Origin of the sequence: Vibrio sp. 10N.222.55.B11 (assembly GCF_041473705.1) — a bacterium.
Taxonomy (GTDB): domain Bacteria; phylum Pseudomonadota; class Gammaproteobacteria; order Enterobacterales; family Vibrionaceae; genus Vibrio; species Vibrio crassostreae_C.
The window spans coordinates 133,868-146,242 of record NZ_JBFRST010000037.1; the positions used below are offsets into that span (position 1 = coordinate 133,868).

General features: G+C 45.3%; 11 protein-coding genes. 4 read left to right on the plus strand and 7 right to left on the minus strand.

Annotated features, from left to right (window positions below; translation table 11 throughout):
- Positions 1-53: 53 nt before the first annotated feature.
- The 4 genes from AB4503_RS13355 (at position 54) to AB4503_RS13370 (ending at position 5,605) form a co-directional block, all read left to right on the plus strand.
- Entirely contained in the window at positions 54-623 is a 570-nt protein-coding gene (locus AB4503_RS13355; RefSeq protein WP_017065300.1) for a hypothetical protein, read from the plus strand.
- Positions 624-629: 6 nt separating this feature from the next.
- Entirely contained in the window at positions 630-4,091 is a 3,462-nt protein-coding gene (gene mfd, locus AB4503_RS13360) for a transcription-repair coupling factor (protein WP_372115026.1), read from the plus strand.
- Between the two features lie 63 nt (positions 4,092-4,154).
- The gene (locus AB4503_RS13365) at positions 4,155-4,922 is read left to right on the plus strand and encodes a peptidoglycan binding protein CsiV (RefSeq protein WP_372115029.1); all 768 of its coding nucleotides are present in this window, start codon (positions 4,155-4,157) and stop codon (positions 4,920-4,922) included.
- Positions 4,923-5,059: 137 nt separating this feature from the next.
- Positions 5,060-5,605, plus strand: a complete 546-nt coding sequence (locus AB4503_RS13370) for a GNAT family N-acetyltransferase (protein WP_017060225.1) — start codon at positions 5,060-5,062, stop codon at positions 5,603-5,605.
- 111 nt (positions 5,606-5,716) lie between these two features.
- On the opposite strand, the gene AB4503_RS13375 is transcribed toward AB4503_RS13370, so the two are convergent.
- The 7 genes from AB4503_RS13375 to hinT form a co-directional block, all read right to left on the minus strand.
- Entirely contained in the window at positions 5,717-7,006 is a 1,290-nt protein-coding gene (locus tag AB4503_RS13375) for an NAD(P)/FAD-dependent oxidoreductase (protein WP_009847154.1), read from the minus strand.
- Positions 7,007-7,518: 512 nt separating this feature from the next.
- Entirely contained in the window at positions 7,519-8,058 is a 540-nt protein-coding gene (ycfP, locus tag AB4503_RS13380; RefSeq protein WP_009847155.1) for an alpha/beta hydrolase YcfP, read from the minus strand.
- A gap of 108 nt (positions 8,059-8,166) precedes the next feature.
- Positions 8,167-9,021 carry a phosphotransferase gene (locus AB4503_RS13385; RefSeq protein ID WP_017060224.1) on the minus strand — a complete coding sequence of 285 codons (855 nt, stop codon included), beginning with the start codon at positions 9,019-9,021 and terminating at the stop codon, positions 8,167-8,169.
- A 205-nt stretch (positions 9,022-9,226) separates the two neighbouring features.
- Entirely contained in the window at positions 9,227-9,817 is a 591-nt protein-coding gene (gene lpoB / locus AB4503_RS13390) for a penicillin-binding protein activator LpoB (protein WP_372115031.1), read from the minus strand.
- An 86-nt stretch (positions 9,818-9,903) separates the two neighbouring features.
- Positions 9,904-10,287, minus strand: coding sequence for a YcfL family protein (locus AB4503_RS13395; RefSeq protein WP_017060222.1), 384 nt, complete (start codon positions 10,285-10,287; stop codon positions 9,904-9,906).
- Positions 10,287-11,678: a COG3014 family protein gene (locus AB4503_RS13400; protein ID WP_017065296.1), complete on the minus strand. Its 1,392-nt coding sequence runs from the start codon at positions 11,676-11,678 to the stop codon at positions 10,287-10,289. The genes AB4503_RS13395 and AB4503_RS13400 overlap by 1 nt, the downstream gene beginning before the upstream one ends.
- Positions 11,679-11,974: 296 nt before the next feature.
- The gene (gene hinT, locus AB4503_RS13405) at positions 11,975-12,325 is read right to left on the minus strand and encodes a purine nucleoside phosphoramidase (protein WP_017065295.1); all 351 of its coding nucleotides are present in this window, start codon (positions 12,323-12,325) and stop codon (positions 11,975-11,977) included.
- Positions 12,326-12,375: the final 50 nt, after the last annotated feature.

Below are 12,375 nucleotides of genomic sequence, written 5' to 3' on the forward strand. Positions count from 1 at the left end.
GATTACTGCGGCCACATAGCGATAATCAATAGATCACTTCAAGGAACTAACGCATGACAGAACAAGAGTTTTTCACCGTTCACCATAGCCTTACCGCTAATATTGAACCAATGGACAGCGGCTTCACTTTACCTTCTCAAATTCAATTCGAATCTGAGATCCCAGCACCATTTGTGGTGGCAAGTGAATTTAGCCAATTGGATCTGTTAGCTGACAGCGCTCGAGCGGAACTGAAAAACAGCGACTTGAAGAATGTCACCAGTTTATTGGATGCACAAAACTCAAAATTAAACCTCTTGTTGAGCTTTATGTTATCGCAGCAAGATGATGAGAAATTTCGCACTCACACCTATTCATTTGGTGCGAGTCAGTTTTCCTGCTTTTCAAAAGCAGACATCGAACCGGGTCGCTTAGTAAAAGCCAAACTTTTTCTAGAGCACCCAGCTGCAGCCATTTATTGCTACGCAGAAGTATTTGCTAGCGAGGCGAAAGACTCAGGTTTCGAAATCAAATTTAAATACGCTCATCTTCGCGATACCGACCAAGACCTGCTAATTAAAGCGGCACTTTATCAACAACAGAAACTCTTGCGTCAACGCTCTCTAGACCGAGATAACAAGTAAATTAACATGACCAAAAAATCCATATTTACACTACCTAAACTTAAAGGTGCCGGTGACAAAAAGCACATCGGTAACCTAGTCGGTTCGTCTCTCGCTCTTGCCATTGCCAAACTCGCAGAGCAACACAACAGCCATACCGTCTTGGCTGTACCCGACCCACAAGTGGCGCTTAAGCTTCAATCTGAAATTGAACAGTTTACGGCACATGAAGTCGCATTATTCCCTGACTGGGAAACGCTGCCATACGATAGCTTCTCGCCGCACCAAGAGATCATCTCAGATCGTATCGCACGCCTTTACGCACTGCCAACATTAAAAGATGGCATCACGATCGTTCCGATCAGCACGTTATTGCAACGCCAGTCACCGCGAGACTTTTTGCTACAACACACGTTAATGGTGAAAACGGGCGATCTCTACTCGCTTGAGAAACTGCGCCTACAGCTTGAAAAGTCAGGCTATCGTTACGTTGATCAAGTGTTTGGCCCCGGTGAATACGCAAGTCGTGGTTCTATTCTCGATCTGTTCCCAATGGGCAGTAAAGACCCGTATCGAATCGATTTTTTCGATGACGAAATCGACACTATTCGTACTTTCGATCCTGAAAACCAGCGTTCTATCGAAGACATCTCTGAGATCCGCCTGCTGCCTGCTCACGAATTCCCAACCTCGGAAACAGCGATTGAAGATTTCCGTATTCGTTGGCGCCAACAGTTTGATGCGCGCCGCGAACCAGAATCGGTTTATATGCAGGTTTCTAAGGGTACTTGGCCTGCTGGTATCGAGTACTGGCAACCGCTGTTCTTCGATCACACAGAAACCTTGTTTGATTACGTTGCCGATGAAGCGCAACTGCTGATTCTAGGTGATGTCGAGACTGCAGTAGACTCATTCCTAACGGACGTTGCTCATCGATACGAACAGCGCGGTGTTGACCCATTACGGCCACTGCTGACGCCTGAACAACTGTGGTTGAAGAAAGACGAGCTGTTCGCTCACTTCAAACAGAAGCCACAAGTTAACCTGAGCTTAGATTCAATTGAAGAGAAAGCTGGACGTACCAACCTTCCGGTTGTGTCTCTTCCTGATCTCAGTGTTCAGCATCAGAATAAAGAGCCACTCGCAAACCTAAGAAAGTTCACTGAAGCCTTCGAAGGCAAAGTCGTCTTTTCAGTTGAGTCAGAAGGTCGTCGTGAAGCGCTGAGTGAACTGCTTCGTGGTATTAAAGTACGACCAAGCGAAGTTGAAAACCTCGATGCGGCGATTAAAGGTAAAGATAAGTTCACCCTGATCCTAGGTTCTGCTGAGCATGGCTTTATCCACGAAGAGCAAAACATCGCCCTTGTCTGTGAAAGCGACCTGTTAGGTGATCGCGTTGTACAACGTCGTAAGAAAGACAAGAAAAGCGTTAACAGCGACACTGTAATTCGTCACTTAGCCGAACTTAAACCGGGTCAACCTGTTGTTCATATTGACCACGGTATTGGTCGTTACATCGGCCTGCAAACACTTGAAGCGGGTGGTATGAAAACAGAATACGTAACGCTTGAGTATCAAAATGATGCCAAGCTCTACGTACCTGTTGCTTCTCTGAACTTAATCGGGCGCTACTCTGGCGGCGCTGAAGATTCTGCACCACTGCATAAACTCGGTGGCGAAGCATGGCAGAAAGCTCGTAAGCGCGCCGCAGAGAAAGTCCGTGACGTTGCAGCCGAACTGCTTGATGTTTACGCTAAACGTGAACTAAAACCTGGCTACAAGTTTGTACTCGACCGTGGCCAATACGCGACCTTCAAGTCTGGCTTCCCGTTTGAAGAAACGGATGACCAAGCAATGGCCATCAATGCGGTGATGTCTGACATGTGCCAAGCAAAAGCCATGGACCGCTTAGTGTGTGGTGATGTTGGTTTTGGTAAAACAGAAGTCGCAATGCGCGCAGCATTCGTTTGTACGGATAACAGTAAACAAGTGGCGGTGTTAGTTCCTACTACCCTACTTGCTCAGCAACACTTCGAGAACTTCCGTGACCGTTTCGCCAACTTGCCGATTCGTGTTGAGGTTCTATCCCGATTCAAATCAGCTAAAGAGCAGAAGTTGATCATGCAAGATGTCGCCGACGGTAAGGTCGATATCTTAGTGGGTACTCACAAGCTACTTTCGAGTGATATTAAGTTTAAAGACCTTGGCTTGCTGGTTGTCGATGAAGAACACCGATTTGGTGTGCGTCAGAAAGAGAAAGTGAAAGCGATGCGTGCCGATGTCGATATTCTAACGCTTACTGCGACACCGATCCCGCGAACGCTGAACATGGCAATGAGTGGCATGCGTGACCTTTCGATCATCGCTACACCACCCGCACGACGCTTGGCAATTAAAACCTTCGTTCGCGAGAGTGATGATGCCATCGTCAGAGAAGCGGTGCTGCGTGAAATCATGCGTGGTGGCCAGGTTTACTTCCTACACAACCAAGTCGACACGATTGAGAAAACAGCAGAGTCATTGCAAAAGCTGATTCCAGAGGCGCGCGTGACTGTAGCTCATGGCCAGATGCGAGAGCGCGAACTGGAACGCATCATGAATGACTTCTACCACCAGCGCTTCAACTTACTGGTGTGTACAACCATCATTGAAACCGGTATCGACGTACCAACGGCAAATACCATCTTGATGGACAGAGCCGATAACCTTGGTTTAGCACAGCTGCACCAATTACGTGGTCGTGTAGGTCGTTCGCACCACCAAGCTTATGCTTACTTGTTAACGCCACACCCTAAAGCAATGACCAAAGATGCGATCAAGCGATTGGATGCGATTGCTTCGCTCGAAGACTTGGGCGCAGGCTTTACCTTAGCAACTCACGATTTAGAGATTCGTGGTGCGGGTGAGCTGTTAGGTGATGAACAGAGTGGTCAAATCCAGTCAGTTGGTTTCACCTTGTACATGGAGATGCTTGAACAAGCGGTTGAAGCATTGAAGGAAGGTCGAGAGCCATCGCTTGATGACCTACTGCGTGAACAAACTGAAATTGAGATGCGTTTGCCAGCACTATTACCAGATGACTACATCCCAGACATCAATACACGTTTGTCTACCTATAAGCGTATTGCGAGTGTGAGTTACTCCGACGAATTGGCAGAGTTGAAAGTCGAGCTGATTGATCGCTTCGGCCTTCTGCCTGATGCAACCAAGAACTTGTTATCAGTTTCTGAGCTAAAATTAGCCGCAGCGTCTATCAAAGCGAAGAAAATTGAAGCCCACGATAAGGGTGGATTCTTAGAATTCTACCCGGATGCTGACATAAACCCGACCTACCTTGTTAAACTGTTGCAATCTCAACCGCAAAAGTTTTCAATGGAAGGACCAACAAAGTTCAAGTTTACGATACCATTGGTCGACAGACGGAAACGAATTCAATTTGTTAGTGATTTATTGGGCGAATTCAGACAAAACTTGCTGCCTTCAGCATAAGACCCAATCCACTTGCACATATAAATTATCCAGCCGGTAGTTCGGCTGGAAGACGGAGTAAAAATGAAAAGACTGATCCCACTGCTACTATTGTTCGTCTCACTGCCAAGTTTGGCGCAGAGACAATTTGATATAGAAGTGATCATTTTTAAGCGCGCTGTTGATGCAGAGAAGGTGAACGAATCTTGGCCAAATACACAGCCTAAGATTTCACTTGAGCGTGTTGGTTCATTTCAAGATACCCAATACCGAGCAAAGAAAGGCGTTCAAATGCTTCCTTACTCGGAATATAAGTTAACGCCTCAAAAAGACAAGCTACGTAAACACGCTGGCTTTGAAGTTCTGATGCATACCGCTTGGCGTCAAGGCGACCAAGGTAAGAGCTCGGCACCTGTTTTCCACATTCAAGCAGGTAAAGATTTCTCTAAACAATTTAATGCTGATGGCTCTGAAAAAGGCGCAATCACTGCAGGCAGCGCTGATGGGGTCCAAGAAGAGACCATTGATAAGCCACTCTACGAATTAGACGGCAAGCTGCAAATCTACGTTCAGCACTACCTATACGCTGAAACGACATTAGATTTAAAAGCGCCAAGCGTTCGTGAAGTGACTCTACAAGAGCAACAAATCGAGCTAGATTCACCAGTAAGTGGCGCAGAAAGCAACGTCCAAGTGGGCAACCTAACTGAGATTTCTCCGACGGTTGAAGTCCAAGAGTTCCTTAAGAGCTACCGCATGGACCAAAAACGTCGTATGCGCAGTACAGAAACTCACTACCTTGACCACCCACTTCTTGGAATGGTGATTCAAGTTAGACGTGTAGCGCAGTAAATTACTTGCCGATTCGGCTATAATTATATAAATAATTCAATCCGCCCTCCTAGTGAGGGCGTTTTATTAAGTGCTATCTATCTTTATTCTGTACTGACTTTCTTTGCTCAGTACTTACACGTTACTTGGTACGCTCTATGAGCCCTGAATTTCAGATCAACACACAAAATCTTAGCCTTAAAATCATTGAGGCCTCAGATGCTCAAGAATTTTCTCAGCTGGTTAAGTCCTCCCCTAGCTTGCTGCCATGGGTCGACTGGTGTCATAAAGAGTTTTCTATCGTCGAGGCCGAGAAATTTATTCTGGCAACTCGCCTGAACTGGGTGAAAGCCGATGCGTTTGGCTTTGGCATCTTTGAACGAAAAAGCGATAAGTTAGTCGGTATGGTTGCCATTAATGAGCTTTACCACACCTTTAATATGGCGAGTTTAGGTTATTGGGTCGGTGATGACTTTCAAAGGAGAGGGATCGCCAAAGAAGCGATGTTCGCCCTATTTGAATTTTGTTTCGCGCAACTCAAGTTAACGCGTTTGGAGATTGTCTGCGATACCGAGAACCTACCTAGCCAAAAGTTGATCGAGAAGTGTGGCGCTGAGCGAGAAACCATTGCCCAGAATCGATTTCTGTTTAACGGTAAGCCGAAAGATGGCGTGGTTTATTCTGTGCTACCTCCAACGTCTTAACAGCAGAAATGAGTTCAACACCTGCGATAATCCATAATCGACACGATCAAAAAAGAGCTCCGAAGAGCTCTTTTTTATTATCAGCGTAATGCTCTGAGAAGGCTTACCTGATTAGTGAAGCTTTAGGTTTGGACGAAGTACACGGTTAATACGACCAACCAGCATCATCAGTGATGTTTTGATTAAGCCGTGAAGCGCCATCTGGTGCATGCGGTACAAAGAGATGTAAACCACACGAGCAATACGACCTTCGACCATCATCGAGCCTTTCGTCAGGTTACCCATCAAACTACCTACCGTAGAGAAACGGCTAAGTGAAACTAGCGAGCCTTTGTCTTTGTAGATGTAGTCTTTCAGGTCACGACCGTTCAACTTAGCAATGATGTTGCTGAATGCACAGCTTGCCATTTGGTGAGCCGCTTGTGCACGTGGCGGAACGAATGAACCGTCTGCTTGTGTACATTGCGCCAAGTCACCGATTGCAAAGATGTTGTCATCCAGTGTTGTTTGCAGCGTGTTCTTCACAACCAACTGGTTGATACGGTTGGTTTCAAGACCACCGATATCTTTCATGAAATCTGGTGCTTTGATACCTGCTGCCCATACCATGATTTGAGCTGGGATCTTGTCACCATCTTTGGTTGTTAGGCCGTCAGAATCCGCCTGAGTCACCATCGTATTCGTACGAACGTTCACACCAAGCTTGGTTAGCTCAGAGTGTGCTGCACTTGAAATACGAGGAGGTAGAGCTGGAAGAATACGCTCACCCGCTTCAACTAGGTTTACGTTCAGCTTGCTTGAATCTAGGTCGCCGAAGCCGTAAGTACGAAGTTCTTTAACGGCGTTGTGTAGCTCTGCAGAAAGCTCTACACCAGTTGCACCAGCACCAACAATCGCGATGTCTACCGTGCCTTGACCGTTCTTAGCGTGAAGCTTTAAGAACTGATTGTTCATTTCTGTACGGAAACGGTGTGCTTGCTCTGGGCTATCAAGGAAAATACAGTTGTCACGAACGCCTGGAGTGTTGAAGTCGTTTGACGTTGAGCCTAGCGCCATCACTAGAATATCGTATTCAAGTTCACGGCTTGGCATCAGCAGTTCACCGTGCTCGTCTGTAAGCTCGCTTAGTGCAATCACTTTACGCTCACGATCGATGTCGTTCAGGCTGCCCATTTGGAAATCGAAGTAATGGTTTTTTGCGTGCGCACGGTAGCTTAATGCATCAACACCTTCATCCAGTGAGCCCGTTGCTACTTCATGAAGTAATGGTTTCCATAGGTGGCTTGCTTTACGGTCTACCAGAGTAATCTGGGCACGTTTCTTACGACCTAAAGTGCGGCCTAGTTTAGTGGCTAGTTCTAAACCACCAGCACCGCCGCCTACTACGATAATTTTTGTCACAATGACAATCCTCTACAAAATGAATAAATGGGGTTCGGCTCGATTACTCCAACCGATAAATTCTATGTATCTACTCGGCCTTGAATGCGAAGGCTGTTACAAATTGGGTTACCGCGAAAAAGAATAACGACAGCTCACCGAGTAGTTAGAGGGGTTACAAACAACAAATAATGGTTTGTTGCTTTGCTCACGTGGATATAAAAGGTGACTACCTGAGAGGCAGAACACAAATTATGGGCAAGTTTTTTCACTCGCTCTCAATTTTTTTTGATATTTGTCAAAATATTTTGCTTGGGAACATTATATATAGCAAAAAGATGACCGCAACAAAAAAATCCTTACCCTCAATGAGGATTCGCGACTAATTAGTTAACGTTTGCGCAAACTGATCTATAAATGCACAAACCGACCGATAAAACATATACAACTACTTTATCAATACCAATCTCTAAGATTCAGATGTGAAAAAGCAGCACTCATTGAGCACTGCTTTTATAAAACATCTGGATTGATTAAGCGTTTTTGAACGCTTTCATTGCTTGAAGATGTTGAGAGATCTTTTTGAATTTATGACTCTCTTTCTCATCCCAGATTACATCATAGTAATCTTCTAGCGCGGCAGCTGTTTTGGTATTGTCGTGAATTTCATCTTCACGAGAAAGCACCACTAAACAGCGTCCTTTGTTTTTCATACGGTACTGAGCAACACATTTAGTTGCGATGTCTTCGTACTCTTCTGGACGGTCAATTCGACCTACCATGTTGTTCTCAGGGTGCAGATTAGGGTTGAACACCACCTGCTTAATCCCACATAAGAAACCAATACGCTCAGACCAAAAACCACCTAAACCTACACCACAAATAATGGGATGCGGATCATCGGATTGCTCTATCACCTTATGCACTTCTTTTAGCAGATGCTGCATATCGTGTTTTGGATGCAAAGTACTGTAGTTGATGAAACGAACGTCATCATCAATGAATTGCAACTGCAGTATTTTTTCGTGATTGCCCGGGCTTGTTGAGTCGAAGCCATGTAGATAGATAATCATTGTACCTCCCCCGTTGAATATTGGTACGTTTTGATCAATCTAACACGAAAAACAAGGTTTTAAAGGTAACAGCTGAGAAATTATATTTTTCACTTCCTAAACGTGATCCTAGCTACATAAAGTGTGACTCAGAGCCTCCGCTTCACGCAGATAACTTTCATCGCCCCAAAGCTGATGAGCAAGTAAATACCATAGCATCGCCATCATCTGGCTTCTTGGTAACCATGCTTCTACACCATCAAGCCAAGGCTGAACATCATGGATTCCTCGCAGCTGACAGTACTTCTCAACCGCTTCTGTGACTGGCGCGCCAGCAACCGCAATGGTTAATGTTAAATCGAGCCTAGGGTCTGCGAGCGCAGCGTATTCCCAATCAATAATCTTAATGCAGTCACTGTTTCTCACTAGGTTATAACCACCTAAGTCAAAATGGCACAAAGACAGGTCAACATTGGTAATACTCGGAGCCACGCGCCACTCTTGATAAATCTTAGTGCAGGCTTCAGTCTTATGAATCGCATCAAGCTGCAGCCAGTAATGGTCGACTCGCGCCGTGAAACTGAATGGTTGCAGTGGTAATCGCGCAGTATTAACCAGATGAACAGAGATCAGCGTTTTCAACAGGTCATCGAGTTCTAGATCTTCGTAAAGTGTCTCACCCGCAATCCACTCAACCAGTAACCCCTGCTCATTCACTACCATTGGGCTTGGCCCGATACCGAGTCGCTCAATGGCAGACAGCACTTGGTACTCTTCATGGCGAGAAATGAAGAACGCTTTGGTGATAGGTGTGGTTGGCCGCCAAACATACGCAGTACCATCGGCATCGACCAACTTCCAACATCGATTGGTCAAACCGCCTGTTAATGTCTGTGCTCTAACTGGAGGCTCAGAAAAGTAACCGTCAAGCGAACTCAAACTGGTATCAAGAAGCTTAGCCTCAGACCAAGAAAAAATTGCCATATTTACTCCCTATAAACGTCTTAACTGCCCTATAAACGTCTTCATTCCCTACAAAAAAGACACTGACCAAAAGCCAGTGTCTCTTCATAAACAGCACATCATGCACTGCATTGGCGTGTGACCAAGCTATACGCTGTCAAGATTAAGCGCCGCCAATACTAGACATTGTCAAATCCGGCTGCGCATAGTTGGCAAGTAAGCGAAATTAAAGGCCTAGTAGGCTCTTAGATTGTTGCTTACGGATTTCAGTCTCGTCAGCCCATTCAATCAAGCCAGACTCAAGATCCATTAGACGCATCGTCATTTTGTAGTATACGTCTTCATCGCTACCCGCTTTCTTAACGATGCTTGATAGGTTGCCGTACAGCATGTACTGAGCACCAACCATTTTACCGAATTGAATCGCTGAACTTTGGTTTACAAGCTCATCGTTGTTTTGGAAGTTCAATTGGTCACGAACAGACTCTACACGGTCCATATCAACGAAACGGAACTTACCAGAGTTCAGCATCTTAGTACTGATAGTGTCAGTGATTGACTCAGTATCGATGTGCTCACTTGTTTTGTTCTTGATTCGCTCTACAAACACGATTGGACGCTGTTCACGAGTAATGTAAGACACAGAACCAGACTCCATCATGCTATCGACCATTTCACCCGCAATCGTTTGAAGGTCAGTTGAACCGAAATCGATTGTCGTGGTTTCTACTGCTTGTGCATCACCGTAGCTTACCTTGTTTGAACAACCGCCTAAAATAACCGCTAAACCTAGTAGCGCAATGACACTCTTTTTCATTTTGTTTCCTCAACTTATCACTGAGCGGGGTTACCCACACTCTTAAATTCTTGTATTTACGAATCATGAGACCCGTTTAATCTAACTTACTGCTCTCGGAACTGGACTCTGAACTGAGTCGCTTTCGGGTTTACCGACACTTCCGACAACGAAATACTTTCAAAACCACGAACAATCGCTTGCTTCCAAGGACCTTGTTTAAGGTTGACCTCAAGCCCGGCATCGTCGTACCAGTAAAAACGATAAAGAATATGTTGATCGCCTTTATAGTTACTGTTTAAACGAACGATTCCTCGCGTATGACCGTCGACCAGATCGGTGCGAATATCTTCAACCTGTAAACGGCTGCCCAATACCTTGTCACCAAAGAAAACGTTCTGAGTCAGACTATCGACCCTTACGCCAGCTGTATTATCAGCACAACCAGCCAGAGCCATAACCGCTGCTAAGCTCACTAACCACTTTTTCATTACAGCCTCCCTAGCTGTTTATGCCACATTGTTGCATTGTTTCCTTGTCGAGAAATCCACACCAAGGTGGTCTGCCCTTCTCGAATATCAAAGTCGTACGTTTTAGCGCCCGCTTCCAACGTATATTGACCGCTATTTGCTACAAACGTACTGCTCTTAATCTCTGCAGGTAATGATTGCCAACTGCGAGTGTCTGGTTGCTCTGTCAGTGTGTTCCACACGTTGAACAGAATATTACCGACATCATCGCCTTTGGTTGCTTCTTTTCGAATGCGATCTTTCGCGACTACACGTAGCGCTTGGCGAATAACAATGCTTGTCATACGTTCCGATAGATCGTTCTGCGCCATCGCGTTTACATCAGTGATCAAATGTTCTTGTAGCGGCTGTCCGCTGATTCGCAAGGCAGAAAAACGCTCTACGTTTTGACTTGGGTAATATGGCAGCGCAAGAGAGTATATTGCCCCCTGATCGCGACTGTCATAAACAGGCAAATCCAGTCGCCAACTGTCCATAGCTTGCACAGCGCTCTGCTCTTGAAGAACAATCACTCGCCCTTCACCTGCACTAAGTTTAGAAGATTGCTTATAGCGTTTTTCTAATGTTGCTAAATCTTGTCGCATCCCTAAACGAGCGGCTGTTGCCATGGTTCTATCGATGATTTCTTGGTTATCTGGCATCACAGCCAAAGCACGACGATAGTCAACGTAGGCGCTGTTTAAATCATTTGACGCTTCATAAAGCAGACCAGACAAGAACATCAGATACGCATTCTGTACTGACTGCAGTTTCTTACCCGCATCAGGGTAATTGGCAAGGATGCTACCCACATTGGCAGACAAGCCTTGCTTCTTCGCATCGCTGGCTGCTTTGTCTAACTCAGCCTCGCGTTGCTTCTTCGCTTGTTCTTGAACTTGGTTGGCGCGACGCATTTCGATCACCGCACCTTCTAAATCGTTTTTCTTGAGGTAATTTAAACCGAGATACAGATGAAGAAAGCCCAACTCGTAATCGGCTGGCACATACTCGGTAATATTGTCATTCACAGCCAACGCACCCACACTGGTTGCACTGTCTGAGATTGAGATCACGGCTTTGCGTTGCTGCTCAGTAACCGCCTGATCAGCCACTTCAAACGAAGCCTTACTCTCAGGGTATTTTTGATCCAGCAGATTAATTCTGCCTCTTTCAAAGTTATCAAGGATGTCGCCTGCCGCGTAATCTGGTAGCTCTTGCTGAGCCTCTGAATAATCTCCAGATTTAACGGCTTGGTAGATCGCTTTGTTTTGTGCGCTGTAATGACTGAACAGGCTTCCTGCAGACATACTCGCACAACCTACGGTCAACGCCGATAACAGGGCAATGGAAGCGAATCTAAACTGTTGCTTCACTTATCGTCTCCGTGCATGTTTAAAATGCCTACTTTATTAGGGTCTGCTGACCTTTAATGGTCTCATTATCAAAACGAAACGCGTTGTAAAAAGGATCTCAAGCCAGTTGAAACCCTACTGATTTAGCCTCTGCCTAAGCGATGCCGACATTCAGACAACAGATAGAACTTAAAGTTGGCATACAAACTACAAATTTTCCAACTAACTACTTGTGTTAACCCACTAATGAGCGCGTTTAAACTAGCTCATTAGCTTTCATTAACTCGTTAGCTTTTCATTAGCTCATTAACTTTTTATTAGCTCATTAATAGGGGGCCAAGTGGACGGCCGCCAACCAAGTGCATGTGAATATGATAAACCTCTTGGCCACCGTGAGAGTTACAGTTCACGATAAGACGATAGCCATCTTCTGCAATGCCCTCTTCTTTTGCTAACTTGCGAGCAACAGTAAACATGCGCCCCATCATAGCTTCATCTTCGACTTCAACATCGTTAGTTGTCGGAATCAGCTTGTTTGGGATGATTAGGATATGGCTTGGCGCGCGAGGGTTAATATCGCGAAATGCGGTTACTAAATCGTCTTGGTATAGTAGATCTGCTGGGATTTCTTTGTTGATGATCTTAGTAAAAATGGTTTCTTCAGCCATGTTTCTCTCCGATAAAACATTTATTTTTTAATGCTTTGAGTATGCGCTAT

Coding starts and splice junctions, on each gene's coding strand:
- AB4503_RS13355 (WP_017065300.1), top strand. CDS start 54: ATGACAGAACAAGAGTTTTTCACCGTTCACCATAGCCTTACCGCTAAT.
- mfd (WP_372115026.1), top strand. CDS start 630: ATGACCAAAAAATCCATATTTACACTACCTAAACTTAAAGGTGCCGGT.
- AB4503_RS13365 (WP_372115029.1), top strand. CDS start 4,155: ATGAAAAGACTGATCCCACTGCTACTATTGTTCGTCTCACTGCCAAGT.
- AB4503_RS13370 (WP_017060225.1), top strand. CDS start 5,060: ATGAGCCCTGAATTTCAGATCAACACACAAAATCTTAGCCTTAAAATC.
- ycfP (WP_009847155.1), bottom strand. CDS start 8,058: ATGATTATCTATCTACATGGCTTCGACTCAACAAGCCCGGGCAATCAC.
- AB4503_RS13385 (WP_017060224.1), bottom strand. CDS start 9,021: ATGGCAATTTTTTCTTGGTCTGAGGCTAAGCTTCTTGATACCAGTTTG.
- lpoB (WP_372115031.1), bottom strand. CDS start 9,817: ATGAAAAAGAGTGTCATTGCGCTACTAGGTTTAGCGGTTATTTTAGGC.
- AB4503_RS13395 (WP_017060222.1), bottom strand. CDS start 10,287: ATGAAAAAGTGGTTAGTGAGCTTAGCAGCGGTTATGGCTCTGGCTGGT.
- hinT (WP_017065295.1), bottom strand. CDS start 12,325: ATGGCTGAAGAAACCATTTTTACTAAGATCATCAACAAAGAAATCCCA.